Here is a 26,244-nt window from a genome sequence, read left to right on the forward strand (position 1 = left end):
TCCCGGCACAGGAGCAATATGATGGTTGATCTTACCAGCATCAAGGAACATGCTGAGGTTATCGGCGCTGATGGCGTCCATGTCGGCACTGTCGATCACGTCGATGGCGATCGTATCAAGCTGATCAAGGCGGATAGCGGCCAGGGAAGTCACTCCGGGCATCATCATTATATCAGCCAGGGACTGATCGCCGGGGTTGATGAGGATGGCACTGTGCGGCTGTCTGCGACCGGTGCCAACGCCGTCCTCTTTGAAGAAGAACAGGACGAGGGGTAAGGCCTCCGGGGCTGATTGTGTGGGCGCGGTCAGTGTTGCCACCGCCGCGCCCATCCCCCCCATTAGCTCATTGGCACGCAAGACATTCGTCATAGTCTGTGCTTCCCCCAGCCAACTCGAATTTCGGTGCGTCGATCGTGTTGTCGGCTTCCACCCCGCCCGCGAAGCCCGCGCGCTGCACCGACTTTGACCGCAGGTAGTAAAGCGACTTGATGCCCAGTTCCCAGGCACGGAAGTGGAGCATCATCAGGTCCCACTTTTCCACGTCCGCCGGAATGAACAGGTTGAGCGACTGCGCCTGATCGATGAAGGGCGTCCGATCGGCCGCGAGCTCAAGCAGCCAGCGCTGGTCGATTTCGAAGCTGGTCTTGAACGTGTCCTTTTCTTCCTGGCTCAAGAAATCGAGATGCTGGACCGACCCGCCACGTTCGAGGATCGTGTTCCAGACGTTGGTCGAATCCTTCGATTTGTCGCGCAGGATCTTTTCCAGATAGGGGTTCTTCACCACGAAGCTGCCGGACAGCGTCTTGTGCGTGTAGATGTTCGCCGGGATCGGTTCGATACAGGCCGAAGTGCCGCCGCAAATGATGCTGATCGACGCGGTGGGCGCGATCGCCATCTTGCAGCTGAACCGTTCCATGACGCCCATGTCGGCGGCGTCGGGGCACGGCCCACGCTCGACCGCGAGCTGCATCGAGGCGTCGTTCACCTTCTCGCTGATATGCTTGAAGATGCGCAGGTTCCAGCTCTTGGCCATCGCCCCTTCGAAAGGAAGGCCACGGGCCTGGAGGAAGGAGTGGAACCCCATCACCCCCAGGCCCACTGACCGTTCACGTCCCGCCGAATATTTCGCCCGCGCCATTTCGTCCGGCGCACGGTCGATATAATCCTGCAGCACATTGTCGAGGAAGCGCATGACGTCCTCAACAAAGACGGGGTCCTTGTTCCATTCGTCCCAGGTTTCCAGATTCAGGGACGAAAGGCAGCAGACCGCCGTCCGGTCATTGCCGAGATGGTCGCGACCCGTCGGCAGTGTGATTTCTGAACAAAGATTGGAAGTCGAAACTTTCAGGCCGAGATCGCGATGATGCTTGGGCATCATGCTGTTCACGGTGTCGGAGAAGACGATATAGGGCTCGCCAGTCGCCAGGCGGGTTTCCACCAGCTTCTGGAACAGGCTGCGCGCATCGACCGTGCCACGGACGGAGCCGTCCTTGGGCGATTTGAGCGAGAACTCAGCGCCGGTGCGCACCGCTTCCATGAACTCGTCGGTCAGCAGCACGCCGTGGTGGAGGTTCAATGCCTTGCGGTTGAAGTCGCCGCTGGGCTTGCGGATTTCCAGAAACTCCTCGATCTCCGGATGAGAGACGTCGAGATAGCAGGCGGCAGACCCGCGGCGCAGACTGCCCTGGCTGATTGCGAGGGTGAGCGAGTCCATCACGCGGACGAAGGGGATGATGCCGCTGGTCTTGCCATTGAGACCGACCGGCTCGCCAATGCCGCGCACGCTGCCCCAATAGGTGCCGATGCCGCCGCCGCGCGAGGCCAGCCACACATTCTCGTTCCAGGTGTTGACGATGCCTTCCAGGCTGTCGTCCACGCTGTTCAGATAGCAGCTGATCGGCAAGCCGCGGCCGGTGCCGCCGTTCGACAGCACGGGCGTCGCGGGCATGAACCAGAGGCGCGAGATATAATCATAGACGCGCTGGGCGTGGTCCTGATCATCGGCATAGGCCGCCGCGACGCGGGCGAACAGGTCCTGATAATTTTCGCCGGGCAGCAGATAGCGGTCCTTCAGCGTGTCCTTGCCAAACTCCGTCAGCAGCGCATCGCGGCTTTCGTCCGTGACCACGTCGAACCGGCGCGCCTGGATGGACGATGAAGAACGCACGGCTTCCTTGGCTGGCACAGCCTTCTTTTCCGCCACTGCTTCCACCACTTCGTCGATTACCGTCGCCACGTCACTTGCACCTGTCTGTTCGCTGTCACGAAAATCCATTCCGAGCCCCCGAATGTTCCTGTTTCGTTCGATTCGGTCAAGCCTCATCTTGTAAGGCCGCCCGGAACGGCAGCGGGGTGCGCCAGCAGCGGATCGCATGAGACAAAACGCCTCTCGCCCGGAAAACGATCCGGCCGGTGCAATCACAATCTGTTGGGTAACCCCCGTTAACCCGATACAAGGGATAGTGCCACAGCTTGATCTGCTTGCAAGAGGGTAAATGACGGTATGAAGACTCCGGGCGGCGGAGGAGATGCTATCTGCATGGCATGGCGGTCATCCTGCATTGCAGCGACGCGCCGACTTCCCACGGTCCTGCAAAAGGCAAGGGAAACAATTTGAGAACGAAAATAATTTTCGCTTAGGCCCGAAATTGCCGGGATCAGGTCAGTACCCCTGCCCTGTTCCGCTAAGGATGGTGGTTCATCCACAACTTATCCACAAGCTGATGTGGATCAACTGTGGATGAGGAGCCGTCGAGAAACCGCCCGGAAACCATGGTAAGAGGCACGATCTTACCCCCCCGGACCATGCAAAGAGGCAGAGCCGATGATTCTCTATTATCACCCCCTTTCCTCCTATTGCTGGAAGGTGCTGATCGCCCTTTACGAGAATGACACATCGTTCGAACGGGCGATGATGGAGGACCCCGGCGTGGCGGAGGCTTGGCTCGCGCTTTGGCCGTTGGGCAAGTTCCCGGTGCTGCGCGACGAGGCGCGGGACCAGACGGTCGCCGAGGCGAGCATCATCATCGAATATCTGGGGCAGCAGTGCCCCGGCCCCTTCCGCCCGATCCCCGCCGATCCCGCCCAGGCACTGGAGGTGCGGCTGATGGACCGGCTGTTCGACAATTATGTGATGACGCCGATGCAGAAGATCGTGGCCGACCGGCTGCGGCCCGACGATGCGTGCGATGCTCATGGCGTGGGCGAAGCGCGCATCCTGCTGGGCAAGGCCTATGCGATGCTGGAAGATCGGATCGGCGCGCGGCAATGGGCGGCGGGGGACGACTTCACACTGGCGGACTGCGCCGCTGCCCCCGCCCTTTTCTATGCCGACAAGGTGGAACCGATGCGCGGCGGCTTTCCGGCGCTCGCCGCTTATCTCGACCGGCTGGAGGCGCGGCCGAGCTTTGCCCGCGTGTTGGAGGAGAAGGAGCCCTGGTGGCACATGTTCCCCTATGCCAACGGATAGCTGACGCGGCATATCTGGACTCTGGCCGCAATCCCTATTAGCCGCGCCTGCGAAGACCCGCCGTGCAGGGCCGGGCGCTAATTAGGGACATGCAGGCAAGATGACCGTCATCAAGACCGCCGATCTGATCGAGAGCGTCGCCGACGCGCTCCAGTTCATCAGCTATTACCACCCGATGGATTATATCCGCGCGCTCGGCAAAGCCTATGAGGCCGAAGCCAATCCCGCGGCGAAGGACGCCATTGCCCAGATCCTGACCAACAGCCGCATGTGCGCCGAAGGGCATCGCCCGATCTGCCAGGACACCGGCATCGTCAATGTCTTCATCAAATGGGGCATGGATTGCCGGTTCGACGATAATAGCCGTTCGATGCAGGGCGTCGTCGATGACGGCGTGCGCAAGGCTTATCTCAACCCCGGAAACCGCCTGCGCGCCTCGATCCTGCGCGATCCGGCTTTCTCGCGTCAGAATACCAAGGACAACACGCCCTGCGTGCTCAATGTCGAAATGGTGCCGGGCAACAAGGTGACCGTTGATGTCGCAGCCAAGGGCGGCGGCTCTGAGAACAAGACCAAGTTCAAGATGATGAACCCCAGCGATTCGATCGTCGATTGGGTGCTGGAGATGATCCCGCAAATGGGCGCTGGCTGGTGCCCGCCCGGCATGCTGGGCATCGGCATCGGCGGCACCGCGGAAAAGGCGGTTGCGCTGGCCAAGGAATCGCTGATGGAGCCCATCGACATGGGCGAACTGAAAGCGCGCGGTCCGCAGAACGACATCGAAAAGCTGCGGATCGAGATTTTCGACAAGGTGAACGCGCTGGGCATCGGCGCGCAGGGCCTGGGCGGGCTTTCCACCATCCTCGACGTCAAGATCTACGACTATCCCTGCCATGCGGCGGGCAAGCCGGTCGCGATGATCCCCAACTGCGCCGCCACCCGCCACGCGCATTTCACGCTCGATGGCTCTGGCCCCGCCTATCTGGAAGCGCCCAAGCTTTCCGAATGGCCGCAGGTCGACTGGAAACCCAGCAAGGAAGCGATCCGCGTCGATCTCGACAATCTGACGCCGGAAGTCGTGCAGAGCTGGAAGCATGGCGACCGCCTGCTGCTGAACGGCAAGATGCTGACCGGCCGCGATGCCGCGCACAAGCGGATCGCCGACATGCTGGCCGCAGGCGAACAGCTGCCGGTCGATTTCAAGGGCCGCGTCATCTATTATGTCGGCCCGGTCGATCCGGTGCGCGATGAGGTAGTCGGCCCGGCCGGTCCCACGACCGCGACGCGCATGGACAAGTTCATGGACATGATGCTGGAACAGGGCCTCGCCGCCTGCGTCGGCAAGGCGGAGCGCGGCCCGGCGGCGACCGATTCCATCGCCAAGCATAAGAGCGCCTATCTGATGGCGGTCGGCGGCGCGGCCTATCTCGTCGCCCGCGCGATCAAGGGCGCGAAGGTCGTGGGCTTTGAAGACCTGGGCATGGAAGCGATCTACGAATTCGACGTGCAGGACATGCCCGTCACCGTCGCCGTCGATAGCGAAGGCCAAAACGTCCACCGCCTCGCCCCGCTGGTGTGGCAGGAGAAGATCAAGAAGGAAGGCCTTCTCGAAGGGGCATGACCTTTACATCCTCCCCATCGAAAGATGGGGAGGGGGACCACTCGCATAGCGAGTGGTGGAGGGGAAATGCGCGATGCCGCCGCGAAGGAAAACGGTCGACAATGCGCGCGGGCTCCGGCGAGAGATGTCGCCACCAGAAGTCGCGCTGTGGCAATGGCTGCGGCAACGGCCAAGCGGATTGAAGTTCCGCCGCCAACATCCGGTTGGGCCTTATGTGCTGGATTTCTACTGTGCTTCAGCCCGCTTGGCGGTTGAGATTGATGGAAGCGGGCATGATCACATCGAGCGGGTCACGCATGATGAGCGGCGCGACATTTGGCTGCGGGCGCAGGGGTTCAGGGTCCTGAGGATCAAAGCAATCGATGTTCTTACCGATCTGGATAGCGTGATGCGGCATATCCTGAACAACTGCCGCGCGCTTCCCCTCCACCATCCTGTGGATGGCCCCCCTCCCCATCTCATGATGGGGAGGATTAAGTGATCACCTCGCCAATCTGGCTCCCAGCCACCCTGTTCGCGGGTGCTATGCAGGCGTGGCGCACGGCGGTGCAGCGGCGGGTAAGCCATAGCCTGTCGATCAACGCGGCTGGGCTGGTCCGCTATCTTTACGGCCTGCCCTTCGCGCTGTTGCTGCTGACCGGATATGTTCTGATAGGCAACGCGCCCCTGCCTCACCCCGACCCGTCCTTCCTATTGTTCTGCATCGGCGGCGGCCTTGCGCAAATCATCGCCACCAACCTGTTGATCATGGCCTTCGCCCACCGCAATTTCGTGGTTGGCACCGCTTATTCCAAGACGGAAGCGGTGCAGGGCGCGGCGCTGTCCTTCCTGTTGATGGGTGAGCGGCTCAGCCCACTCGCCTGGGCGGGCATCGGCTGCGGCGTTGTCGGAGTCATGCTGCTGTCGACCGGCGGCAAGCGCATGGGGCCAGCCGATTTCCTCAAGGCGCTCGGTCAGCCCGCCGCGCTGACCGGCATCGCGTCGGGCTTCTTCTTCGCGCTCACCGCCATCGGCATCAGGCGCGCGACGCAGGAAGTCGGCGGCAGCGACCCGATCCTGGCCGCCCTCGTCGTACTGGTGGCCACCGTGTCACTCCAGACGCTGATGCAGGGCGGTTATCTGCTGCTGCGCGAACCGGCGGAGATGCGGAAAGTCTTCGCGAGCTGGCGTATTTCAGGGCAGGTCGGCTTGCTCTCGGCCCTGGGATCGGCCTGCTGGTTCACCGGATTTGCGACCGCCCCCGTCGCGCTGGTCCGCATCGTAGGTCAGATAGAGGTCGCCTTCACCCTGGGCTTTGGTCACTTCTACCTTGGAGAGCGGATGACCCGCGGCGAGGTGATGGGCCTGTTGCTGGTCGGAAGCGGCGTGGTGCTGGCTCTGGCCGGTTCGCTATAGCTTCGTGGGGATGGAGGGCAGCAGCCCGGCACCCACGCAAGACTTCGCTCGATCACCATAGCATCGCTTACCGCTTCGCCCCCATACGAGGCTGCTCGCAATTCACGGCGTCAGCTTCGCGAAGCTACCTGCGAAGCCAAAGCCGACAAACAAAAAGGGCGGCCCCGATGGGACCGCCCTCCTGTGTTTCAGATCCCGAAAGGATTAGAAACGGAAGCCGATGCCGACAACGCCAGCGTCACGGCCGCCAATGCCAGCTTCATACTCGGTGCGCTGATATTCAGCCGAGATGTAGGTGTTGCCGGTGATGGCATATTCCAGGCCGCCACCGAAGCGGACGCCTTCGAATGCCGCGCCGCCGACACCAGTGGTTTCAATGCGAGTGCTGGCATAGCCAACCTTGCCGAACGCCAGGACCTGCGGGGTCAGGACGTAGCCCAGACGCACCGAAGCGGCGAGATCGCGGCTCAGGTCCGTACCCGGAACGTCGGTGGTGGTGTCGCCCAAGGTCACTTCCGGACCAAAGGTGATCGACGGGGTCAGGGCGATGTCGTAGCCAGCGCTCACGCCATAGCTTACGCCTTCTTCGTCGCCGAAGCTGTCATAGCCAACGGTCACGCCAGCGCGGGGGCCGGTGAAGGGAGCAGCGTCCTGCGCGAAAGCGGGAGCCGAGAAAGCGGCAGCAGCAACAGCTGCGAAAATCACAGTCTTCATAATGTCCTCATGCGGTAAGACGTGCATTATCCAGGAAGCGGATCGCACTCTTGATATATAACAGGCATGGTATCGAAGCATTTCAGCTTCGAGCGTCGCTATGAAGTGACCCCTTTACTCCATCCCTGCTTGCCCCGATCTTGCGTCGTAAGCGAGGGCGCATATGGCTGTCTTTGATCAATGTTGCAATATCGATATGAAGATTGTCGATCGATGATGCTATTTCGCAACAGTCATCTTTTCTTCACTATCTTATTCCCCCATTTTCCGCCACAGCGTGATCTTGAGGCAAGGCCGAGCGCTCCTATCCACAGAGAATGTGGCCAGAAGATGAACCGGCACCTCATTTCGGATACGTTCTGATCGCTACAGCAGCTTTTGACGCGACTGATGCAAAAGGGTAACAGCAGGACGATGGACAGCGGTCCTACCCCCTCAGACGACAAGCCGCCGCCGGTACTGCGCCACCGCTGGCCGGTGCGGCTGTGGCACTGGATCAATGCCGGACTGCTCTACATCCTCTTCACCAGCGGCCTTGGCATCTTCAATGCCCATCCGCGCCTCTATTGGGGCCATTACGGTGCGAATTTCGATCAGCCGTGGCTGAAGCTGGAGCGCTTTGGTCAGTGGATCACCCTGCCCGCCCATTATGATCTGGCGATGTCGCGGCACTGGCATCTCGCGGCAGCGCCCGTCTTCGCCTTCGCCCTGCTTGCCTATATGCTGTGGGCGCTGTTGGGCCGCCATATCGCGCGCGACCTCGCCTTCCGGAAGGGCGAGCTTGCCCCACGCCATGTCTGGCGGGACATTGTCGATCATGCGCGCCTGCGCTTCCCTACGGGCCAGGCAGCGCTGCGCTATAATGTCCTGCAAAAGGCGAGCTATATCGCGGTCATCTTCGTCGCCCTGCCGCTCATCATTCTCACCGGCCTCACCATGTCGCCGGGCATGAACGCCGCCTGGCCGTGGCTGGTCGATCTGTTCGGCGGGCGGCAATCGGCGCGGTCGATCCACTTCATCACCGCCTTCGCGCTGGTCGCCTTCTTCCTCGTCCATATAACGATGGTGATGCTGGCAGGCCCGGCGAACGAGCTGCGATCGATGATCACCGGCCGCTACCGCTTACCGGAAGAGCGGCCATGAGCCTGATCCTCAATCGCCGCACGCTGATGCTCGGCGCGGCGGCCACGCTGTCGGGATGCGACCGGCTGGGGCGCAACGAACATGTGCGGGACGCGCTATTCTCTGCCGAGAATTTCCACAAATGGGCGCAGCGCAACCTGATGGCGCGCGACGCGCTGGCGCGGGAGTTCAGGCCTGACCAGATTTCTCCCTTCTTCCGGCCCAACGGAACCGCCAATCCCGACACGCCCGAATATCGCGCCCTGTGGCGGACGGGCTTTGCCGATTGGCGGCTAAAGGTCACGGGATTGGTCGGCCGCCCTCTTTCGCTATCCCTTGCCCAGTTGCACAACCTTCCGCATCGCGAGCAGATCACGCGCCATGACTGTGTCGAAGGATGGAGCGCGATCGGCAAATGGCGCGGCGTGCCCCTCGGCCTTGTCCTGGACGCCGCCCGAATGAGCGACCGCGCGCGCTATCTCGTCTTCAAATGCGCTGACTTCATGGGCGACGGGCGGCCCTATTATGAAAGCATCGACATATTCGACGCGTTTCACCCGCAAACCATCCTCGCCTTCGCGCTCAACGACCAGCCGCTGAGGGTAGCCAATGGCGCGCCGCTGCGACTGCGCGTCGAGCGGCAGCTGGGCTATAAGCAGGCCAAATATTTGATGGAGATTAAGGCGGTCAGCACCCTCTCCGGCATCGGCGACGGCAAAGGGGGCTATTGGGAAGATCGCGCCAATTATGATTGGTATGCAGGCATTTGACGGGCGCTGCATGACCTGACAATTTGCCGCCCATGAAATTATTCGATCGCGTCATCAAGCGGCTTGTCACACGGGGACAGCTGACCATCATCTATCACGACGGCAGGAAGGTGACGGCGGGTACGCCCGATCCGGCCTTCCCCTCGCTCGCGCTGAAGTTCCGCGACGCGCGCGTGCCCTTCGACATCATCAAGGACCCGCGCCTTGGCATGGCGGAGGCCTATATTGACGGGCGCGTCACAATCGAAGGCGGCGGGATCATGGAACTGATCTCGCTGATCCGCGCCAACAACAGTTGGGAAAGCGGGAAGTCGATCAGCGACAAGGGGCGGCTGAAACGCGGGTTCAAATCGATCCGCCAGACGCTCTGGCGCGCCAATCACCGCGCCCGGTCAAAAGCGAACGTCGCCCATCATTATGATCTGTCCGGCGCCCTCTACGCCCTCTTCCTCGATCGCGACCGCCAATATAGCTGCGCCTATTTTCCCGACGCGGACAATGATGCGGGGATCAGCCTGGAACAGGCGCAAGAGGACAAGAAAGCGCATATCGCGGCCAAGCTGCATCTGAAGCCCGGCATGAAGGTGCTGGACATCGGCTGCGGATGGGGTGGCATGGCTCTATATCTGCACCGCACCTGCGGCGTCGATGTGACCGGCATCACCCTGTCGGAGGAGCAATTGAAGGTCGCGCGGCAGCGGGCGGAGGAGGCCGGCGTCGCTGACCATGTCCGTTTCGAGCTTATCGATTATCGCGATATAGAGGGGCCGTTCGACCGGATCGTGTCGGTCGGCATGTTCGAACATGTCGGCACGGCCCATTACCGCACCTTCTTCGACAAGTGCCGCGATCTTCTGACGCCCGATGGCGTGATGCTGATCCATACGATCGGCCGCGTCGATGGGCCGGGCATCACCGACGCCTTCACCCAGAAATATATCTTCCCCGGCGGCTACATTCCCGCCCTGTCCGAAATGATCCAGGGCAGTGAGGGCACGCGGCTGATGGTGACGGATGTCGAAGTGCTGCGGCTGCATTATGGCCTGACCATTCGCCAATGGTATGCCCGCGCGATGGCGCGCCGGGCGGATATCATCGCGCTTTATGACGAACGCTTCTTCCGCCTGTGGACCTTCTATCTGGCGGGCGCGGCGACGGTGTTCGAACATGGCAGCATGGTGAACTACCAGGTTCAATATACGCGCAATCGCCGATCCCTGCCGATCACGCGCGACTATATGGTGTCTGCCGAGGACGAACTGCGCGGCAAATAACCCCCCTGAACGCTGGCTGACAGCGCCGTTCCCGGACGGTTCAGTCAACCCAGTGCATCTTCTCATCCGTAGCCCCACTGAACGCCATGCGTCCGGGGGTGCTAGTGAGGAGAGAGGAAATGAACATCTTCGTGAAGGGCGCGACCGCGCTAGGATTGGCGATTACCGCGCTGGGCGCGACTGCCGCGCCCGCCCAGGCGCAATATCGCGGCGGCTATTATGGCTATGGCGACCGCGACTGGCGTGATGGGCGCCATGACCGCGATTGGGACCGTCGCGACGACCGCCGCTGGCACAACGACCGCCGCTACTGGCGCGATGGACGGCGGAGCCATTATCGCTATCGCCAGCGCTGCTGGACCGAATGGCGCTATGACTATTATCGCGACCGGGACGTCCGGGTGCGTATCTGCCGCTGAGGCATAGCTGTCTGACTTGGAGCATCGTGCCTCTAATCTGAATCACCCAACCCCGTTCGGGCTGAGCTTGTCGAAGCCCTTTACTTCCTAAAAAGAAGTAGAACCCTTCGACAGGCTCAGGGCGAACGGAAATAGGAGGCAGTGCCGATAAACGCACGAAGCTCCGGGCACAGAAACACTTCCGCAACCCGATCCCTGATTGAAGCGGGGATCAGGTTGCGGCATCCTTGGTCGCATGAGCGATCCCATGCCCGTCATCCAGAGCCTGCTGTCCGGGCTCCCCATCTTCCTGCTGCACCTCGCCTCCGCAACGCTGGCCTGGCTCGCGGCACTGGCGCTTTATATGTGGATTACGCCGCACGACGAATTCGCCCTGATCCGCGCCGGGAATGAGGCGGCGGCGATATCCCTTGGCGGCGCCGCGATCGGGCTGACCATTCCTCTGGCGCTGTGCCTCGCCGGGTCGGTCAATGTCTGGGACGTGATCATCTGGGGCAGCGTCACGCTGATCCTGCAACTCATTGCCTTCCGCTTCGTGGATTTCCTGCTCGGCTCCCTGTCGGCACGGATCGAGGCGAATGAGCGGTCGGCCGCCGTCTTCCTTGCCATGATGAAAGTCGCGATCGCCTGCCTGACGGCGGCGGCCGTGGCGGGCTAAGCCATGGCGCGGCGGAGCGTCGGCTGCCTGCCGCTGATGCTGGGCGTCATATTGACGATCGCCTGGATCGGCGAGGTGACGCAGCCGACGCCGCTACGGGTCGAAAGCTTCGATCCCCGATCGCCCCGGCGCCCGATGCCGCAATGGAGCGACGAAGCCTTCGTGATCGAGGATCGGGCGGCCGCGCCATCCGACAGCATGGGCACTGCCTTTGCCGTCGATCGCGACGGGGCCTGGCTGACCGCCGAGCATGTCACCCATGACTGCTCCCGCATCGGGCTGGAGGACGGTGGCGTCGCGCGCGCCGTATCCCGCATCGTGGAGAGCCGGGAAGCCGACGCCGCGCTGGTCCGCGACGGCCTGCCCAGTGATCACGCGCTGCCATTGTCGGATCGCGTGCCCGCACCCGGATCGCTCGGTTTCCACATGGGCTTCCCTGCCGGGCACGCGGCGCTTGTCGTATCAGAACTAATCGGCGCGGCCAGCGCCCGGCGCGGACGGACGGAGGAAACCCAACCGGTGCTCGCCTGGGCAGAGGTCGCGCGCCTGCCCGAAAGCGACGACACATTGTCCGGGATCAGCGGCGGCCCCGTCTTTGCCGAAGATGGCCATGTCATCGGCGTCAACAGCGCGGCGACCGACCGGCGCGGCCGCATTCTGACCACCGCGCCCGACGCCATGATCCGGCTGGTGCACGCCAGCCGTGCCGTCAATGACCAGCCGGTCGCCTATCCCTTCGCGGGGCTGGCCGATGCCGAGACGCGCTTTGCCTCCTGGCTGGAACAGGGGGTGATCCGGCGCATCTTCTGCGACGTGGACGAAGCGCCCCGGTTGACGGCGGCGCGGCCAAAAGGCTAGGCGGCGCGAAACGAAGGATCTGAAACAGCCATGAGCGACACGCCTCCCGACCGCCTCTCCACCAACCCGCGCAGCCCCCATTTCAACTTGGATGTGCTGCAACGGGGCATCGGCATCCGCTTCAAGGACCGCGTCCGCAACGATGTCGAGGAATATTGCATTTCCGAAGGCTGGATTCGTGTCGCCGCCGGCAAGACCAAGGACCGCCACGGCCAGCCGCTGACGATCAAGCTCTCCGGCCCGGTGGAAGCCTGGTTCGAGCATGGGGCCGACGGCGAAGAGGAAAAGGCCGCCGACGCGGAATAAGCTGGCCTATCCTCATAGGACCGGCGCTTCCCAATAAGCTCCGTTCGCTTCGAGCGAAGTCGAGAAGCGGTTGCACATAACGTGCCCCAACTTCGCTCGACACGAACGGAGGTCGCTCAAACCCGTCAGCGCAGCCGCGCATCCCGTTTCACATCGGCGATGATGTCGCGCAGCGATCGCCCGGAAGGCGCGGCATCCGCGAACTGGATCGCCCGCATATCCATTTCCAGCTTCGGCTCCTGCGCCGCCTTGCGCAAGGATCGGCCAAGGCTCGCAAGGCGCAGAGACGGCTCCTCTCCGTCAGCCTTGATCACCGCCTTTGTCGGCTTCCAATCCTCGGCATCCGCCTTCGCCAGCCGCACGCTGGTGCCAAGCGCGGGATCGGGCTCGAACGCATGCAACTGCGGCTTGGAAGGATAGATGAAGCCAAAGGTCGGATTGGTCCGCGCGCCCATCTGCCCGGTCGGGCTGTGCCATACGCGCACCTGGCTCCAGTCTCCCGCATCGGACACATCCAGCGCCAACACATCTTCCTCAATCGCGCCGGGCACCGACCAGTTGGCATGACGGATCAGCACGCGCCGGTCGTCCAGCACCTTGCTGACCACCGCGACATGACCAAGGGTCATCGGCCCATAGGGGCGAAAGGTCATGACGGCGCCGCGCCGGGGCACGTGCCCACGGGCATAGCGGTCCTGCGCCTGATCCCACCATGTCAGCGCATCGCCCCGGATATTCACGCCGGACACGATCCGCGCATAGGGCACGCATTGCAAAGCGGTTGCGCCGAATACCGGCGTGGCGACCAGCGCCGCCAGCAGCCAAGCCGCCCCGCGAACATATCGAAACATTATTCTGCGACCTCAAACCACTGAGAATCGCCCCACCGCCGATGACATTATCCGGCGGCTCTTATGAACTGGTTAAACTGTCAGAAAGCAGCGCCAGCGGCGGCAGCGGCCGGGTTCACGCGATCGGCCATGGCGATCTGAACCGGCGCGGCCTCACCGGCATGGCCGGGATAGATGAAGCCCTTGGCGGCGTTCGAGCGCAGGCCAAGGCCACCGATCGGGCCGTACCACACGCGCACGTCGGTCCAGTCATTGTTGGGCGACACGTCGATGGCGCGCACATTGCGCTCGATGCCGCCGCGATAGGACCAGTTGGCATGGGTCAGCAGCACTTCGCGATCGCTGACCACCTTGCTCACCATGGCGACATGGCCGACGGGCATGGAACGGCTGGCGGCGAAGGCCAGGACAGCGCCTTCGCGCGGCTCATGACCACGGTCATAGCGACCCTCGGCCTGACCCCACCAGGTATTGGCGTTGCCATAAAGTGTGATGCCGGAAACCTGGCGCGCATAGGGTGCGCATTGTAGAACGCCAGCGGCGGCAGGGGTCACGATCAGGGCGCCGAGCGCAAGCACGGCAGTCGCGATAAATGCGCGAAAAGCACCGACCATGTGTGAAACGACCCCCGACTTGTTGTGCGTTATCAACCCCGTGGCGTCTTTAGCGCAGAGCCAGGATGAGTTGAGAAGCGCCAAGCGGTGAATTGTTGCGGAGGCGGGTTAACCTGCGGAACGAAAAAGCTGGCCCGCCGTTACCGTTAACCGTGTTGCTAGACCCAACGCGTTGAAAAGACTATCTTCCGTTCCCGTCATCCACACCTGCCCGCCGGTTTCTCTTAACCGGCCGAACAATGCAGCTCGCCGCGACGGGTCGAGGTGAGCCGCCACTTCATCGAGCAGCAAGACCGGCGGCTGGCCGCGATGAGCGGCGACCAGTGCGGCATGGGCAAGCAGGATCGATAACAGCAGCGCCTTCTGCTCGCCAGTCGAACAGAGCGCCGCCCCCTGACCCTTGGCCGCATGGGTGACGGAAAGGTCCTGCCGGTGCGGTCCCGACAATGTCCGCCCCGCCGCCGCATCCCGCCGCCGCTCCCGCGCCAGCCGCTGCGCAAGCGGTCCATCGCCCTCCTCATCCCCGTCGATCGCCAGCAGCGGGCGGGCAAAAGGCTCATCGGGCTGGCCAACAAGTTCCACGCCCAGCCGGGTAACGAGATCAGCACGCGCGGCGGACAATAGCGCGCCATGCTCCTCCATCTGCGCCTCCAGCGCCGTCAGCCATGACGGGTCGGCGCGCGGCAAGTCCGACAACAGCCGATTGCGCGCCCGCATCGCCGCCTCATAGCGAGCGCTATGCACCGCATGCCCCGGATGCAGCGCCAGCGTCAGCCGGTCCAGAAACCGCCGCCGTCCGCCGGGGCTATCCATGAATAGCCGGTCCATCGCCGGGGTCAGCCACACGATCGCCAGATGATCGGCCAGCGCATTGGCCGACGAAGCAACGCCGCCGATCCGCACCTGACGTCGATCGGGCGCTTGGGGCGAAGTGCCGGTCCCCAGCACCACCCCGTCCACTTCCGCCGCGATACCGAAGCTACCCGGCCCACCCTGCCGCGCCATGTCGCGCAACGCCGCGCCGCGCAGGCCGCGTCCGGGCGCCAGCATCGACACCGCTTCCAATATGTTGGTCTTCCCCGCGCCATTTTCGCCGGTCAGCACGATGAAAGCATGATCGGGAAGGATCAGCGCATCCGCATGATTGCGGAAATCGCTCAAGGTCAGGCGGCCGATCATCGCCCCGCTCTAGCGACGCTCGCGACAAACGGAAAGCGCTTCAGCAGCGCTTGCGCGTCACCGCCGCCCCGTCATTGATGATGGTGAGTTCCCGACCATTAGCCGACGGGCGCAGTTCCAGCTTCTTGGTCCAGCTGTCCCCCTCTCCGGTAAAGGCGGCATCGACCTTCACCTTGCCGCCGACTCCGGTCGCAACTCCCGTCACCGTCCCGACGCTTTCATGGAAGATCAGGCTGTCCGACGTCACCTTGAGTTCCAGTTCAGCCGACCGATCGCCGCAACGGTCGTTAAGGCCGGTCCAGCTCCCCTGTAACGCCGCAGGAATTGCGCCAGCATGCGACGCGGTTCCCGTCCTGTCAGCAGCGGCGGAAACAGATGCGTTGTCGCCCGGTTGGGGCGGCGTCTCATTGCCCGCCGCCAGCGTTTCATCCTGCGCAGGCGTTTCATTGCTGACATCATAGGTCGCCTGCTCATCGACGATGTTGGTCGACATGCGGGGCTTTTCCCCGCCCTTGTCGTCACATGCGGCGAGCAACAGCAAGGGCATGGCAAAAAGCAGGCGCATCCGTAATGAACCGGCGGGGCGGTGAAGGGTTCCAGCTACAGGCTTGCCAGCGGCACGGCTTGGGGCCATCACCCTTGCTCTGCCGCAAAGGATGGAGACGGGTGATGATGAAGCGCGCGATGATCGCAATGGCCCTTGCCGCCACCATGTTGGGATCGACCGGCGCCGTGGCGGCGCTGTCTGCCGGTGCCAAGGCGCCCGATTTCACCACGCGCGGCGCGCGGGCGGGCAAGACATTCACCCTTACCCTGTCCCACCAGTTGAAGCAGGGCCCGGTCGTCCTCTACTTCTTCCCCAAGGCTTTCACGCCCGGCTGTTCGGCCGAAGCGCGCGAGTTTGCGACGCATATCGATGATTTCAGGAAAGCGGGCGCGACCGTGATCGGCATGTCGGCAGATCCGGTGGACGACCTTGTCGCCTTCTCCACCAAGGAGTGCGCGGGCAAGTTCGCGGTCGCCTCGGCCGGGCCAGACATCATCGCGGGCTATGACGTCGCGCTCAAGATGGCGCCGGGCATAACCGACCGCACCTCTTACGTCATCGCGCCCAACGGTCGGATCGTCTTCGTCCACAGCGAAATGAATTATACCGGCCATGTAAAGAGCACCCTTGCTGCCGTACAATCGATGAAGGCGAAATAGGAAACGCCTACCCCGTCTCCCCCCACCTCCGTTCGCTTCGAGCGAAGTCGAGAAGCGCTGACGCATCCTATGTCTCGACTTCGCTCGACACGAACGGGCATCACCCTTTTTTCTCACCCTTCACATAGCGCCCAAACCACTCCAACGTAGCCACCCAGGCTTCCTTCGCCGCCGCCTCGTTATAGCTGGGTCGGTAATCCGCCATGAAGCCATGATCAGCCTCCGGATAGACCGTAATCGCGTCCGGCGGCGACTTGCCCGCCTTCTTCAGCGCCGCCCGCATCGCCTCGACATCAGCGACAGGGATGCCCTTGTCCAAACCGCCATATTGCCCCAGCACCGGCGCCTTCAGCGCGCCCGCCTGCTCCACCACGCTCACCGGCTGCAACGCTGTCTTCTCGCTGACCAGCCGCCCATAGAAGGCCACGCCCGCATCCAGTTGCGCACTGTGCGCGGCATAAAGCCAAACGATCCGCCCGCCCCAGCAAAAGCCGGTAATGCCCCGCCGTGCCGCATCGCCGCCATGTTTGCCCGCCCAGTCATAGGTCGTATCAATGTCGGACAACACCTGCGCATCGGGCGCCTTCGACACGATGCTGCTGATCAGCTGCTGGATATCGGCGATCTTGGTCGCATCGCCGTGCCGCGCGAACAGATCGGGCGCGATCGTATAATAGCCTTCTCGCGCAAAGCGGCGGCACATGTCGCGGACCCATTCATGGACGCCGAAAACCTCGTGCACCACGACGATAACCGGCGCGTTCTTCGCCTTCTCCGGCCGCGCCACATAGGCGGGCATCGCAAAGCCATCACTCGCCGCGATCGAAACCGTCTCCTGCGTTAGTCCCTGGCCCGATGTCTGCACGGCGCTGCTCGACACCGGGCGGCATGCGGCGGCGAAACCAGCCGCGAAGGCGCCGGTCATCAGCAGCTTGCGCCGGTCGAGCCCGGTGCTGTCGATCCAGCTGCGGTCTTCGGGCAGGCGATCCATGGGGCCGGGTTCTGCATTCTCACTGCTCATCGCGCTTCCTCTCCGCAGCCCCCCCCCCGGCCGCCGCAGATTATCGGCCCATCCGCCCAGCGCAAGCGGTCAGGCCAGGAAATCGCCGCTCGCGATTCGCTCCAGCCCCGCGACATCGCGCGCATAGACATAAGTCCATGCATCGATCGACCCCGCAGCGCCGCGCACCTTAATCTGCTCCCGCGCAAATTCATGAGGCGCGGGAAAATGCGCCGCGCACTCCTCATGCTCGTCAAGAATGGCAAGGATGTCGTCAGGATCAGGCAGCCGGTACAGCTCACCCGTGACAATTCCGTCAGCATCGGGAACGAAGCCGGGATAATAATCGATCCGGTAAAGCGCACCGCTTGCAATGGCAGCACCCGCAAATTCCGCCACTGATGCCAGCCAGCGAGCCATATCCCCTGAAAATCCGGGCCGGAGAGACCCGTAGACGAATAGCAAAGGCTGGCTCATTGCACGTAATCGCTAGCAATAAAAAAGCCGCCCTGACAATAGCCGGGCGGCCTTTTTGAAATTCCCCCAAGACGAGGAATGAAGGGGAGCGATTAATCGCTCAGGCGAAAAGCACCGAGTAGAAGGTCAGCATCTGCGCACCGACCGCAACCATCAACGCAACGCCCTGCATAGTGTGCCGCATGTTTCGTTTCCTGCAATTTTTGTTTTGCGCCCTGTTTGGACAAGAACGCATATGATGGAACACGCCCTTTGCCTCAATCGCAAAGGACGCGTTCGCAGTTGCAGCAAATGCAACAGCCCTGTCACCCCAATGCAACGATCATCGCTTGGGCCGCGGCGGGCGCACGCACTTTGGCCCCGCTGATGTAGAAAACGAAGACGTCACCATTATCCGCCATCGCTTGCGCCTTTTTTGCCCAGCCGCCAATTTCCCTGGGCGAATAGCCGGTCGCTTCCTCCTCCCGCGTGCGCATCAGGCGGCAATAGGAAAAGCCCACATCATGGCCGACAATGGCAGGATATTCGTCATGGTCGGCCAGCACCACCGCCGCACCCGCATCGCGCGCCAGTTGCAAAAAGGCGGGATCATCGAAACTTTCGTGCCGCACCTCCAGCGCATGGCGCAGCGGGACGCCATCGACGCAATCAGGCAGCAGCTTCAGGAAAGCACCGAAATCTTGCGGCTCGAATTTCTTGGTCGGCATGAACTGCCACAGGATCGGACCCAACCGGTCGCCAAGTTCCGCGATCCCCTGCCCCACAAACTTGCCGATCGATTCCCCGGCCTCCGCCAGCACGCGACGATTGGTGCAGTATCGCGACGCCTTCACCGCGAACTGGAAGCCGTCGGGCACCGCCTTGGCCCAATTGGCGAAGGTCGCGGGCTTTTGCGTGCTGTAATAGGTGGCGTTGATCTCCGTCGCGGTCAGATGCTGGCCGACATAGGCCAGTTCATCCTTCTGCCGCAGCCCCTCGGGATAGAAGGTGCCGCGCCATGGCTCGAACGTCCATCCGCCAATGCCTACCCTGATGCGTCCCGCCGCCATGGCACTCTCCTTTCAGCGCTCATCCTGACGCCTGAACGCCGCCCGGAACAGAGGAAATGTCAGGAAGCCGCCTTGCGACGCAGGCCGATCAGCCACGGCTTTACCCCACGCGTCGGCCGCGCCGTGCCATCCAGCCTCTTGGCGCGAATGATCGTCACCGGCTTAACGATCATCTGCCCCCGCATCGGTCCCGATCCGCAGCAGGTCGGCATGGCTAGGATGCGGCGCACGACATCCATGCCAGCAACCACATGGCCGAAAGCGGCATAGCCGATATAGTCCCCCCGCGCGTCCATATTGGGGGTGGCACCCGCCGTGATGAAGAAATTGCCCATCGCCGAATTCGGCCGATTAGGCCGCGCCATCGACAGGGTCGCGTCGAGATGCCGGATGCCGGTCTTGCTGGTCGGCTCATGCGGGATCGGCGGCAGGGACCGGCGCGCATCGGTATCAATCCCGCCCTGGATCAGCCCCAGCCTCGCATCGCTCTTGCGCCGCGCCGCCCGGTAAAAGGTGACGCCATCGAACCGGCCATCATCGACATAGGTAAGGAAATTGGCCGAAGTGCGCGGCGCCCGCTTATTATCCGTCGCAACAATGATCGTGCCCACCGATGTCTCGATCGCCACGCGCGTATAGCCGGGCGTCGCCCGATTGCCCGGCATTCCCCACGCCGCCGGAAACACCATCAACAACAGGGCAGCAGAAATCGGCGGTCTAACCAAGGATCTATCGTCTCCATTCCAAAGCACACGGGCGATGATCGCGCTACAGGACGAACCGTGCGCTCGCCAGTGGCCAACGGGACGTCTCCCGTCCCCGATCAGTCCGCCTTATGCCGTCCGTTAAAAAAGGAGGTGAGCCGGAATAAAAGCGCGACGGCACGCGTAAGCGTCGCATCATGGCAACGCTTCTCCACCTCGACCGCTCGCCCCGCCCGCCGATCGCCGCCCGAGATGCAAAGCGGCCAATGCGGGTCGCCCTATTTTCCGGCAATTATGACTGCGTACGGGACGGCGCGAATCAGGCGCTCAACCGGCTGGTGGATTATCTTCAGGCGCGCCATGGCGTAACAGTGCGCATCTACACCCCGCGCGCGCCAAAGCCCGCCTTCGCCGCCGTTGGAGATATCCAGGCCGTTCGTTCGCTCGGCTTGCCGGGACGGCCCGAATATCGGCTGGCCCTGGGCCTTACGTCCGCCGCGTGCGCCGATCTCGACAGCTTCGCCCCCGACATCATCCACCTATCAGCGCCCGACTGGCTTGGATGGCAGGCGCTCGGCTACGCCCGGCAAAATGATGTGCCCGTGATCGCCAGCGTGCACACGCGCTTTGAAACCTATGCGGACTATTATCGCCTGTCCTTCCTGCGCAAGCCGATCGAGCGCTATCTCGACCGCTTTTATGGCCGGTGCGACCGCATATTGGCGCCGACGCTGCCCATCGCCGATGAGTTCGCCAGCGCTTATGGAGAGGCAAAGGTTTCGATATGGGGCCGGGGCGTCGATCGCGCGCGCTTCCATCCGTCGCTCCGATCCGACGCTGTGCGCGCGGCCTATGGCTATGATCGCGACGATGTTGTGCCGCTGTTCTTTGGCCGCCTCGTCCTGGAAAAGGGCCTGGACGTCTTTGCCGAGACGATCGCGCTTCTGCGTCAGCGTCACCATGGGCTGCGTCCGCTGATCGTGGGAGAGGGACCGGCCCGCAGCTGGCTGGCGCAACGCCTGCCCAATGCGACCTTTGCCGGGCATCTGGAGGGGATAGCGCTCGGCACCGCCATCGCCAGCGCCGACATATTGATCAATCCCAGCGTCACCGAAGCCTTTGGCAACGTCAATCTCGAAGCGATGGCGAGTGGACTGCCCGTCGTGTCGGCGGAGGTGCCGAGCGCCGCCGCTCTTGTCACCCATGATGTCACGGGCCTGCTGGTCGAACCGAAAGACGCGGCCGCCTATGCCGCCGCCGTCGAACATTTGATCGGCGACCCCCGCCGCCGCCGCCGCATGAGCGCGATGGCCAGTGCGGCTGCCGACCGCTATGACTGGGACGATGTCCTTGCGCCTGTTTATCAAGCCTATGCCGATTGCCTGGCGGATGCCCCACCGTCCGCCACGGTACGGGAACTGATATCATGCGCTGGCTGAAAAGCGGGACCGGCGGCCCGATCGGCGACGACCTCACCGCCATGCGCCGCTATGCCCGCTCCCTCGCGCGCGACGATCAGGACGCGGACGATGTGGTCCAAGATGCGCTGGTGCGCGCGATCGAGCGGCAGGACAGCTTTCAACCCAGCCGTAGCAGGCGCCAATGGCTGCTCGCCATCGTCCACAATGTCTTCATATCGGGCAAACGGCGCGAAGCCGCCGAGGCGCGGCGCGACGCGCGCTTTGCCGAAACGGTGATGGCGCATGTCGATGCCGGGCAGGAACATCGGGTGCAGCTTGCCCAATTGGGGCAATCCTTCGCCGCGCTGCCGGACCATCATCGATCGGTCCTGCACCTGATCGCTGTCGAAGGCATGACCTATCAGGAAGCGGCCGAGGTGCTGGACGTGCCGGTGGGCACCATCATGTCACGGCTGGCGCGGGCGCGTGCGGGCTTGCGGAACTCTGGCAGCGTAGATGGGCAGGCGACGTTGCGTCTGGTTGGAGGACAGGATGACTGAGGAACCCGCCGATCACGAATTGCACGCCTATATCGATGATGAACTGGACGATGCCGAACGCTTTGCCGTGGAAACGCATCTTGCCGCCCGCCCTGACCTCGCGGCGCGGGTGATGGCCGACCTCAGCGCGCGGACGGGACTCCGTCTGCTGGCGCACAGGAAGGAACAGCTCTCCGGCCATTTGCTCGACGACAGCGCAGCGCTTGCGCCTTCGAAAGCCCGGCCTTTCTGGCGCAGGGCAGCGACGGTCGGCGGGACGGGGACAGCGGCCGCACTGGCATTGCTGCTGGCGACCGGGCCTAGCCCGCCCGATTATGTCGATATGGCCGTCGCCTCTCACCGGGTCGCGCTGATCCGGGCGCACATGGCTTCGCAAATCGAAGGGCAGGCGCTCGACCATCACGAGCTTCTGGCGCGAACCCACATCTTCCTGCCCACACTGCCCGCCGACTGGAACGTGACCGACGTTCAGCTTTTCCCGGCGGGGAAAAGTCCCGCCCTTCTCGTCGCGATCAGAACCGGCGCGGGCGAGCGCCTGTCCATCTTCGCGACACGACAGAAAAGCGACGCCCCCGCCATCCCCGACACGGTGCGGGAAGGCGCCCAGTCTGTCGCCTACTGGCGCCGCGGCGACATGTCCTATGCGCTGACCGGCGAAGGCGATCCCGGCACGATCGACCAGGAGGCGGAACGACTGAACCAATATTGGTCCTGACCCGGCTGGATACGGAAGCTTTTGATATTAAGTGGCGGAGAGGGAGGGATCAGTATTCCCGCGCTAAAAGCGGCAAATTTCCTATGTTCCTGCCAGACCAGCTGAAGCTTTCCCACACCCCTTACCACGGGTATCCCTGCTGGCCATGAAATCACCAGCTTGATGAAAGGATGACGGACAAACCTTGATCTGTCCAGACGCTAGCCGAAATGAGTGGACGCAGGTGTTCGAGCGCGACCGGCCGTTTGCGGAATTTGGCGTTTAGAGAGGCGAAGACAGGAAAGCCGCCATTCACCGAACCTGATCCCAGAGGCAGTTTCCGACCAAAGGACCCCGCGGGTTCCTGCACTGGAGGCTTTCGTACGCAAGCGCCCGAAACCCTTCGCAGCATCGGCGTTCCCCCTGCTCTGGTGTAAATGTCAGATCAGGACGCATCCTGCCATTCGCCCGATAACAGATGGGTGCAGCGCGCCGACCCGTGCCGCTCGGTTACCGGACTGCAGCCATAAGGAGACATCAGCGGCACCATCCAAGCGTATGACTTATCTCGTGTATCGCGAATGGCCTACCTCGGCGCAAGCTGTTACCTTCGATACCCCGCTACAATCACCACCCAGAGTACATGGGTAGCGGCAGGCTTGAAACCGGGCGGCTAACTGCGAACCGCCCGATTGCAGAGTCAAAACTCCCGCAGAATTTCGCGCAATGTGGTGCCGCGATATTCGGTGCGAACCGCACCGGCCTTTTGCAGAGCGGGAATAACGCCGTTGAGCAGATCGGGGAGCTGGCGGTTATAGCCCGATCCTTCGATAAGGAAGCCGTCGCCGCCGACTTCATCCATGACCGCCATCATCTTTTCGGCGACCTGCTCCGGCGTGCCACTGAAGTCCATTCCACTGGCGCCCTGGCCCATGGAGAACAGGTCACGGATGGATTTGCCTTCTTCCCGCCCGGCTTTCTTCATATGGTCGAGCGCGCTGGTATGGCCGCCCGCAACGATGTCCTGCGGCACGGGCACGTCCAGGTCATAGAGCGAAAAGTCCACGTCTAGCGAGGAGGAGGCCATGACGATATTATGCTCGAACGACGCCTGCTTTTCAGCTTCGGTCATTTCCTGCTTCTCAACCCCTTCGGGAAGGATGTTGACGGGCGTCAGAAAGATGACCTTGATATCATCCGGGTTGCGGCCCTGCGCTTCGGCGCGCCGCCGAATATCCTCGCGATAGGCTTTCATCCCGGGAACGCCGCCGGTCATCATGCCCAGAACAACTTCCGCATTCTTCGACGAAAATTCGCGGCCGCGTTCCGATGCACCGGCCTGACACAGGACAGGATAGCCCTGCGGCGACCGCACCGTGTTCAGTGGGCCGCGCGAGTGGAAATGCTTACCTTCAAAATTGATGGTGTGAACCTTGTTATGGTCGACATACACACCTGTTTCAGGGTCAGCGACCAGCGCGCCTTCTTCCCACGAATCCCACAGCTTCTTGGCCAGTTCGACATATTCATCCGCTATGTCATAGCGGACCGTAGGCGGCAGCAGCTTGTCCATGCCGAAATTCAGGGCCGCGTTCTTCTCACTGGACGTGACCATGTTCCAGCCAGCGCGCCCGCCCGTAAGGGAATCGACGGTCGAAAGTAGTCGGGCCAGCAGATAGGGCGGGTAGAATGTGGTGGACGCGGTAGCGACCAGTCCGATGTGCGACGTTTCCTGCGCCATGACTGGCAGCAGCGGGATGGGATCGAGTTTGGGGGCCAGCGTAGCGTTCTTCAGATCGAGCTCCATGGAGCCGGCATATCTGTCGCCAACGATCAACGTGTCTTCGAAAAAGATGAAATCGAACTTCGCTGCTTCCAGCATCTTGGCGAGTTGCTTGTGATAGGAACCGTCAATCCAGTCCGACCCGAACTCCTTGCCGTCACCGGGCCATGACGTGGCCCCGAACTTGGTGAAATAGCCGAGGTGGAATTTTGTGTGTGCCATAGCGTCAGTCTCCTTGATTTTAATTTGATGATCTGATGACCGGTAGACGTGTGTCAGAGCAGCGAGAGCGCGGCGTCGACACTGATCTTTCGAAAAGTCTGCCGCATGACGCCGTCATCCCAAATGGCGTCGTGATATTTTCTTGCGGTTATTTTCTCGTCTGCACTAATTTCAATCAATCGACTGCGCACACGCTGCGCCAGCTCTCTTGAATAAAGCTGAACATCCGCATCGCCTGCGTCGATGTAGCGCTCGATACTCTCCGCAAGCGCGATTGGTTCGAGCGCCAGTTCGACATCCTGGTGCAGATCAGGGTTCCGCGACATGATCGCAATATCGGCATTACTGGTGCGTCCCTGGGCAGTATAGGCAAAGCAATGCCGGATGCGATCGCGCGCCACCTCTGGCTCTTTCCAAGGGAACGTCAAATGCCGTGGAGTTCCGTCGGGAATAGCCAGGTGGGTAATCGCGCGATCGTTGATCGCCTCGATCAGCGCGTCGGGATCGGCTGGAAGAAAGACCTCCCGACGGGGCACCACGTCAAAGCTTGAGAAGTCGCCATAGCGCCCGCCAGAATGAAGCAGGTAGATTTCCGCATAATGCGGCGCCTTTCGGCGGCTGGGGCGCACATCATAATAGGCCGTGGTCACCAGCTGTAACAGCATGCTGGCACCCAGTGCGCTCAGGGGCGAGGTGAGAATGACGGCCAGCCGATCATCGGGCCGCCAGTCCAGCAGCTCCTCCCGATCCGCCGCATGACCGTTCATCTCGATCTCGAACATCGAACCCTTCAATGAGAAAGCGGTGTGCATAGGCTGCTCTCGCAAAATGTACGCCGACCGGGGTACGCCGGTGTCTTTCCAGCCTTCCCGACCCCTTCCCCGTCGAGTCCGCACCAGGCACCGACTTGCGTTCAGTGGCGATGCCGCCACCGCCGCGTACCGACTGCCTTGCGCCGCTCCTACGGTCAGTATTCGATGGTGGCCGGGACCGTCATGGAACGCAGCTCTTCCGAAGCCGAGTTCCAGGGTGAATCGAAGCCATTCACGACAGAGCTGTAGCCCAGCAACTGACGGAGCGTACGTGACGCGCCGTCCATCGTGCGCGGATCAAGAACGAGCGGAAAGTTGATCAACGGCCGACACCAGGGCGGGCAGTAACCAAAGTTGATGGATGCCCGCTGCCGGTCAGTCGATACATTTGCCCCTGTGCCGTGGAGCAGCATATCCGAGTAAATGAGCAGCGAGCCAGCAGGGGCGATGGCTGGCACCGACTCGTAGAATGTTGCACCAGACATATCGATCCGGTCGTTCCAGCGATGACTGCCAGGGACGACACGCGTCGCACCATTCTCCTCGTCAAACGCATCCAGGCACCAGATGAAGCGAGCCTGGTATGGAACGGCCTGATCATGGGTGTCGCGGGCAGCGTCCAGGTGGATGAATTGCGCGCCGCTTCCTGGACGTGTGACATTGGCATCCAGGCTTTGAACAAGGTAGCTTTCGTTAAGCACCGTGGGTCCGAGGATGTGTTTGACGAGGTCCAACAAAACAGGCTGTTCGAGGAGTTCGAGAAACACCGGATGCCGATCGGGCAAGCGGTCCAGACGCCGATTCTTGGCATCGGGATCGACAAAGAACTGGCTTACCCGAGTGATGTCCGCCGCCTCTTCGTGGGCAATTTCGGAAGCCAGCACCTGCCGGGCGAGTTCGACCTTGTCTGGCAAGATCGCGGCGGTCAGGATCGCATAGCCTGCTCGTTCAAAGTCGGCCTTTGCCGTTTCCAGATCCGGCGTAGGTTGCGGCAGAGCGTCCTGAAAATCCAGTGGCACCACTACTGTCGCTTTCATTTGCTCGGTCTGATAGTCATCTATCGAAATTGTGTTTCCAACTGACATTT

The 26,244-nt window shown here is 62.3% G+C and carries 29 protein-coding genes; 16 read left to right on the top strand and 13 right to left on the bottom strand.

What is annotated here, in order from left to right; all coding sequences use genetic code 11:
* The first annotated feature begins 21 nt into the window (after positions 1-21).
* Positions 22-276: a DUF2171 domain-containing protein gene (locus ACZ51H_RS09670; protein WP_449474680.1), complete on the top strand. Its 255-nt coding sequence runs from the start codon at positions 22-24 to the stop codon at positions 274-276.
* A gap of 67 nt (positions 277-343) precedes the next feature.
* Here the strand turns inward: ACZ51H_RS09670 and ACZ51H_RS09675 are convergent, their stop codons facing one another.
* On the bottom strand, positions 344-2,275 hold the full coding sequence (locus ACZ51H_RS09675) for a ribonucleoside-diphosphate reductase subunit alpha (protein WP_464801701.1): 1,932 nt from the start codon (positions 2,273-2,275) through the stop codon (positions 344-346).
* A gap of 549 nt (positions 2,276-2,824) precedes the next feature.
* Here ACZ51H_RS09675 and ACZ51H_RS09680 point away from each other — a divergent pair.
* The 4 genes from ACZ51H_RS09680 to ACZ51H_RS09695 all read left to right on the top strand — a co-directional run bounded on the left by ACZ51H_RS09680 (position 2,825) and on the right by ACZ51H_RS09695 (position 6,485).
* Positions 2,825-3,469, top strand: coding sequence for a glutathione S-transferase family protein (locus ACZ51H_RS09680; protein WP_464801702.1), 645 nt, complete (start codon positions 2,825-2,827; stop codon positions 3,467-3,469).
* 100 nt (positions 3,470-3,569) lie between these two features.
* Positions 3,570-5,090, top strand: coding sequence for a fumarate hydratase (locus ACZ51H_RS09685; protein WP_464801703.1), 1,521 nt, complete (start codon positions 3,570-3,572; stop codon positions 5,088-5,090).
* Between the two features lie 124 nt (positions 5,091-5,214).
* Entirely contained in the window at positions 5,215-5,571 is a 357-nt protein-coding gene (locus tag ACZ51H_RS09690) for an endonuclease domain-containing protein (RefSeq protein ID WP_464801704.1), read from the top strand.
* On the top strand, positions 5,568-6,485 hold the full coding sequence (locus ACZ51H_RS09695; protein WP_464801705.1) for a DMT family transporter: 918 nt from the start codon (positions 5,568-5,570) through the stop codon (positions 6,483-6,485). The genes ACZ51H_RS09690 and ACZ51H_RS09695 overlap by 4 nt, the downstream gene beginning before the upstream one ends.
* Before the next feature lie 204 nt (positions 6,486-6,689).
* On the opposite strand, the gene ACZ51H_RS09700 is transcribed toward ACZ51H_RS09695, so the two are convergent.
* Positions 6,690-7,199 carry an outer membrane protein gene (locus ACZ51H_RS09700; protein ID WP_464793779.1) on the bottom strand — a complete coding sequence of 170 codons (510 nt, stop codon included), beginning with the start codon at positions 7,197-7,199 and terminating at the stop codon, positions 6,690-6,692.
* A gap of 414 nt (positions 7,200-7,613) precedes the next feature.
* Here ACZ51H_RS09700 and ACZ51H_RS09705 point away from each other — a divergent pair, with 414 nt between their 5' ends.
* The 7 genes from ACZ51H_RS09705 to ACZ51H_RS09735 all read left to right on the top strand — a co-directional run bounded on the left by ACZ51H_RS09705 (position 7,614) and on the right by ACZ51H_RS09735 (position 12,606).
* On the top strand, positions 7,614-8,342 hold the full coding sequence (locus ACZ51H_RS09705) for a cytochrome b/b6 domain-containing protein (protein WP_464801706.1): 729 nt from the start codon (positions 7,614-7,616) through the stop codon (positions 8,340-8,342).
* The gene (locus ACZ51H_RS09710; RefSeq protein ID WP_460986836.1) at positions 8,339-9,091 is read left to right on the top strand and encodes a molybdopterin-binding protein; all 753 of its coding nucleotides are present in this window, start codon (positions 8,339-8,341) and stop codon (positions 9,089-9,091) included. Before ACZ51H_RS09705 ends, ACZ51H_RS09710 begins: the two co-directional genes overlap by 4 nt.
* A 32-nt stretch (positions 9,092-9,123) precedes the next feature.
* A complete protein-coding gene (locus ACZ51H_RS09715) occupies positions 9,124-10,365 on the top strand; it encodes a class I SAM-dependent methyltransferase (protein ID WP_464801707.1) in 1,242 nt (413 codons plus the stop codon).
* Positions 10,366-10,484: 119 nt separating this feature from the next.
* Positions 10,485-10,784 carry a hypothetical protein gene (locus ACZ51H_RS09720; RefSeq protein WP_464771363.1) on the top strand — a complete coding sequence of 100 codons (300 nt, stop codon included), beginning with the start codon at positions 10,485-10,487 and terminating at the stop codon, positions 10,782-10,784.
* Between the two features lie 235 nt (positions 10,785-11,019).
* Positions 11,020-11,442 (top strand): DUF350 domain-containing protein, encoded by a 423-nt coding sequence (locus tag ACZ51H_RS09725; protein WP_449474264.1) that lies wholly within the window; start codon positions 11,020-11,022, stop codon positions 11,440-11,442.
* Between the two features lie 3 nt (positions 11,443-11,445).
* Positions 11,446-12,300 (top strand): S1 family peptidase, encoded by an 855-nt coding sequence (locus tag ACZ51H_RS09730; RefSeq protein ID WP_460986839.1) that lies wholly within the window; start codon positions 11,446-11,448, stop codon positions 12,298-12,300.
* Positions 12,301-12,330: 30 nt separating this feature from the next.
* Complete coding sequence (locus ACZ51H_RS09735; protein ID WP_464801708.1) at positions 12,331-12,606, top strand: DUF3297 family protein; 276 nt, start codon at positions 12,331-12,333, stop codon at positions 12,604-12,606.
* Positions 12,607-12,731: 125 nt separating this feature from the next.
* On the opposite strand, the gene ACZ51H_RS09740 is transcribed toward ACZ51H_RS09735, so the two are convergent.
* The 4 genes from ACZ51H_RS09740 to ACZ51H_RS09755 all read right to left on the bottom strand — a co-directional run bounded on the left by ACZ51H_RS09740 (position 12,732) and on the right by ACZ51H_RS09755 (position 15,797).
* Complete coding sequence (locus ACZ51H_RS09740; protein WP_464801709.1) at positions 12,732-13,457, bottom strand: CHAP domain-containing protein; 726 nt, start codon at positions 13,455-13,457, stop codon at positions 12,732-12,734.
* A gap of 80 nt (positions 13,458-13,537) precedes the next feature.
* Positions 13,538-14,071 (bottom strand): CHAP domain-containing protein, encoded by a 534-nt coding sequence (locus ACZ51H_RS09745; RefSeq protein WP_464801710.1) that lies wholly within the window; start codon positions 14,069-14,071, stop codon positions 13,538-13,540.
* Between the two features lie 108 nt (positions 14,072-14,179).
* Positions 14,180-15,250 carry a DNA replication/repair protein RecF gene (gene recF, locus ACZ51H_RS09750; RefSeq protein ID WP_464801711.1) on the bottom strand — a complete coding sequence of 357 codons (1,071 nt, stop codon included), beginning with the start codon at positions 15,248-15,250 and terminating at the stop codon, positions 14,180-14,182.
* Positions 15,251-15,290: 40 nt separating this feature from the next.
* The gene (locus tag ACZ51H_RS09755) at positions 15,291-15,797 is read right to left on the bottom strand and encodes a hypothetical protein (RefSeq protein WP_464801712.1); all 507 of its coding nucleotides are present in this window, start codon (positions 15,795-15,797) and stop codon (positions 15,291-15,293) included.
* A 125-nt stretch (positions 15,798-15,922) separates the two neighbouring features.
* Between ACZ51H_RS09755 and ACZ51H_RS09760 the strand changes: the two genes are divergently transcribed.
* Positions 15,923-16,456 carry a peroxiredoxin gene (locus ACZ51H_RS09760; protein WP_460988120.1) on the top strand — a complete coding sequence of 178 codons (534 nt, stop codon included), beginning with the start codon at positions 15,923-15,925 and terminating at the stop codon, positions 16,454-16,456.
* Positions 16,457-16,556: 100 nt separating this feature from the next.
* Here ACZ51H_RS09760 and ACZ51H_RS09765 read toward each other — a convergent pair whose 3' ends face one another.
* The 4 genes from ACZ51H_RS09765 to ACZ51H_RS09780 form a co-directional block, all read right to left on the bottom strand.
* A complete protein-coding gene (locus ACZ51H_RS09765; RefSeq protein WP_464801713.1) occupies positions 16,557-17,477 on the bottom strand; it encodes a dienelactone hydrolase family protein in 921 nt (306 codons plus the stop codon).
* A gap of 69 nt (positions 17,478-17,546) precedes the next feature.
* Positions 17,547-17,933 carry a gamma-glutamylcyclotransferase family protein gene (locus tag ACZ51H_RS09770; protein WP_464801714.1) on the bottom strand — a complete coding sequence of 129 codons (387 nt, stop codon included), beginning with the start codon at positions 17,931-17,933 and terminating at the stop codon, positions 17,547-17,549.
* A 305-nt stretch (positions 17,934-18,238) separates the two neighbouring features.
* Positions 18,239-18,982, bottom strand: a complete 744-nt coding sequence (locus tag ACZ51H_RS09775) for a DUF72 domain-containing protein (protein WP_464793787.1) — start codon at positions 18,980-18,982, stop codon at positions 18,239-18,241.
* Between the two features lie 59 nt (positions 18,983-19,041).
* The gene (locus ACZ51H_RS09780) at positions 19,042-19,671 is read right to left on the bottom strand and encodes a peptidylprolyl isomerase (protein ID WP_464802880.1); all 630 of its coding nucleotides are present in this window, start codon (positions 19,669-19,671) and stop codon (positions 19,042-19,044) included.
* A gap of 212 nt (positions 19,672-19,883) precedes the next feature.
* Here ACZ51H_RS09780 and ACZ51H_RS09785 point away from each other — a divergent pair, with 212 nt between their 5' ends.
* From ACZ51H_RS09785 to ACZ51H_RS09795, 3 genes are read left to right on the top strand one after another with little or no spacing between them, the layout of a single operon-like run.
* Positions 19,884-21,125: a glycosyltransferase family 4 protein gene (locus ACZ51H_RS09785; RefSeq protein WP_464801715.1), complete on the top strand. Its 1,242-nt coding sequence runs from the start codon at positions 19,884-19,886 to the stop codon at positions 21,123-21,125.
* On the top strand, positions 21,113-21,646 hold the full coding sequence (locus ACZ51H_RS09790) for a sigma-70 family RNA polymerase sigma factor (protein WP_464801716.1): 534 nt from the start codon (positions 21,113-21,115) through the stop codon (positions 21,644-21,646). The genes ACZ51H_RS09785 and ACZ51H_RS09790 overlap by 13 nt, the downstream gene beginning before the upstream one ends.
* Complete coding sequence (locus ACZ51H_RS09795; protein WP_464801717.1) at positions 21,639-22,361, top strand: anti-sigma factor family protein; 723 nt, start codon at positions 21,639-21,641, stop codon at positions 22,359-22,361. Before ACZ51H_RS09790 ends, ACZ51H_RS09795 begins: the two co-directional genes overlap by 8 nt.
* Positions 22,362-23,040: 679 nt before the next feature.
* Here the strand turns inward: ACZ51H_RS09795 and ACZ51H_RS09800 are convergent.
* The 3 genes from ACZ51H_RS09800 to ACZ51H_RS09810 all read right to left on the bottom strand — a co-directional run bounded on the left by ACZ51H_RS09800 (position 23,041) and on the right by ACZ51H_RS09810 (position 26,242).
* On the bottom strand, positions 23,041-24,345 hold the full coding sequence (locus ACZ51H_RS09800; protein ID WP_196224665.1) for an NtaA/DmoA family FMN-dependent monooxygenase: 1,305 nt from the start codon (positions 24,343-24,345) through the stop codon (positions 23,041-23,043).
* A gap of 53 nt (positions 24,346-24,398) precedes the next feature.
* Positions 24,399-25,127: a hypothetical protein gene (locus ACZ51H_RS09805; RefSeq protein WP_460986851.1), complete on the bottom strand. Its 729-nt coding sequence runs from the start codon at positions 25,125-25,127 to the stop codon at positions 24,399-24,401.
* 185 nt (positions 25,128-25,312) lie between these two features.
* Complete coding sequence (locus tag ACZ51H_RS09810) at positions 25,313-26,242, bottom strand: phytanoyl-CoA dioxygenase family protein (RefSeq protein WP_196224667.1); 930 nt, start codon at positions 26,240-26,242, stop codon at positions 25,313-25,315.
* Between the last annotated feature and the right edge of the window lie 2 nt (positions 26,243-26,244).

Source organism: Sphingobium sp. TomMM15, from assembly GCF_055397045.1.

What these genes read in the sequence shown, in the direction of transcription:
- ACZ51H_RS09715 (WP_464801707.1), top strand. Translation starts at nt 9,124, where the DNA reads ATGAAATTATTCGATCGCGTCATCAAGCGGCTTGTCACACGGGGACAG.
- ACZ51H_RS09755 (WP_464801712.1), bottom strand. Translation starts at nt 15,797, where the DNA reads ATGCCCTTGCTGTTGCTCGCCGCATGTGACGACAAGGGCGGGGAAAAG.
- ACZ51H_RS09710 (WP_460986836.1), top strand. Translation starts at nt 8,339, where the DNA reads ATGAGCCTGATCCTCAATCGCCGCACGCTGATGCTCGGCGCGGCGGCC.
- ACZ51H_RS09740 (WP_464801709.1), bottom strand. Translation starts at nt 13,457, where the DNA reads ATGTTTCGATATGTTCGCGGGGCGGCTTGGCTGCTGGCGGCGCTGGTC.
- recF (WP_464801711.1), bottom strand. Translation starts at nt 15,250, where the DNA reads ATGATCGGCCGCCTGACCTTGAGCGATTTCCGCAATCATGCGGATGCG.
- ACZ51H_RS09735 (WP_464801708.1), top strand. Translation starts at nt 12,331, where the DNA reads ATGAGCGACACGCCTCCCGACCGCCTCTCCACCAACCCGCGCAGCCCC.
- ACZ51H_RS09775 (WP_464793787.1), bottom strand. Translation starts at nt 18,982, where the DNA reads ATGGCGGCGGGACGCATCAGGGTAGGCATTGGCGGATGGACGTTCGAG.
- ACZ51H_RS09730 (WP_460986839.1), top strand. Translation starts at nt 11,446, where the DNA reads ATGGCGCGGCGGAGCGTCGGCTGCCTGCCGCTGATGCTGGGCGTCATA.
- ACZ51H_RS09720 (WP_464771363.1), top strand. Translation starts at nt 10,485, where the DNA reads ATGAACATCTTCGTGAAGGGCGCGACCGCGCTAGGATTGGCGATTACC.
- ACZ51H_RS09685 (WP_464801703.1), top strand. Translation starts at nt 3,570, where the DNA reads ATGACCGTCATCAAGACCGCCGATCTGATCGAGAGCGTCGCCGACGCG.
- ACZ51H_RS09705 (WP_464801706.1), top strand. Translation starts at nt 7,614, where the DNA reads ATGGACAGCGGTCCTACCCCCTCAGACGACAAGCCGCCGCCGGTACTG.
- ACZ51H_RS09675 (WP_464801701.1), bottom strand. Translation starts at nt 2,275, where the DNA reads ATGGATTTTCGTGACAGCGAACAGACAGGTGCAAGTGACGTGGCGACG.
- ACZ51H_RS09680 (WP_464801702.1), top strand. Translation starts at nt 2,825, where the DNA reads ATGATTCTCTATTATCACCCCCTTTCCTCCTATTGCTGGAAGGTGCTG.
- ACZ51H_RS09725 (WP_449474264.1), top strand. Translation starts at nt 11,020, where the DNA reads ATGAGCGATCCCATGCCCGTCATCCAGAGCCTGCTGTCCGGGCTCCCC.
- ACZ51H_RS09745 (WP_464801710.1), bottom strand. Translation starts at nt 14,071, where the DNA reads ATGGTCGGTGCTTTTCGCGCATTTATCGCGACTGCCGTGCTTGCGCTC.
- ACZ51H_RS09670 (WP_449474680.1), top strand. Translation starts at nt 22, where the DNA reads ATGGTTGATCTTACCAGCATCAAGGAACATGCTGAGGTTATCGGCGCT.
- ACZ51H_RS09795 (WP_464801717.1), top strand. Translation starts at nt 21,639, where the DNA reads ATGACTGAGGAACCCGCCGATCACGAATTGCACGCCTATATCGATGAT.
- ACZ51H_RS09765 (WP_464801713.1), bottom strand. Translation starts at nt 17,477, where the DNA reads ATGAGCAGTGAGAATGCAGAACCCGGCCCCATGGATCGCCTGCCCGAA.
- ACZ51H_RS09690 (WP_464801704.1), top strand. Translation starts at nt 5,215, where the DNA reads ATGTCGCCACCAGAAGTCGCGCTGTGGCAATGGCTGCGGCAACGGCCA.
- ACZ51H_RS09780 (WP_464802880.1), bottom strand. Translation starts at nt 19,671, where the DNA reads ATGGTGTTTCCGGCGGCGTGGGGAATGCCGGGCAATCGGGCGACGCCC.
- ACZ51H_RS09790 (WP_464801716.1), top strand. Translation starts at nt 21,113, where the DNA reads ATGCGCTGGCTGAAAAGCGGGACCGGCGGCCCGATCGGCGACGACCTC.
- ACZ51H_RS09770 (WP_464801714.1), bottom strand. Translation starts at nt 17,933, where the DNA reads ATGAGCCAGCCTTTGCTATTCGTCTACGGGTCTCTCCGGCCCGGATTT.
- ACZ51H_RS09810 (WP_196224667.1), bottom strand. Translation starts at nt 26,242, where the DNA reads ATGTCAGTTGGAAACACAATTTCGATAGATGACTATCAGACCGAGCAA.
- ACZ51H_RS09785 (WP_464801715.1), top strand. Translation starts at nt 19,884, where the DNA reads ATGGCAACGCTTCTCCACCTCGACCGCTCGCCCCGCCCGCCGATCGCC.
- ACZ51H_RS09805 (WP_460986851.1), bottom strand. Translation starts at nt 25,127, where the DNA reads ATGTTCGAGATCGAGATGAACGGTCATGCGGCGGATCGGGAGGAGCTG.
- ACZ51H_RS09700 (WP_464793779.1), bottom strand. Translation starts at nt 7,199, where the DNA reads ATGAAGACTGTGATTTTCGCAGCTGTTGCTGCTGCCGCTTTCTCGGCT.
- ACZ51H_RS09760 (WP_460988120.1), top strand. Translation starts at nt 15,923, where the DNA reads ATGAAGCGCGCGATGATCGCAATGGCCCTTGCCGCCACCATGTTGGGA.
- ACZ51H_RS09800 (WP_196224665.1), bottom strand. Translation starts at nt 24,345, where the DNA reads ATGGCACACACAAAATTCCACCTCGGCTATTTCACCAAGTTCGGGGCC.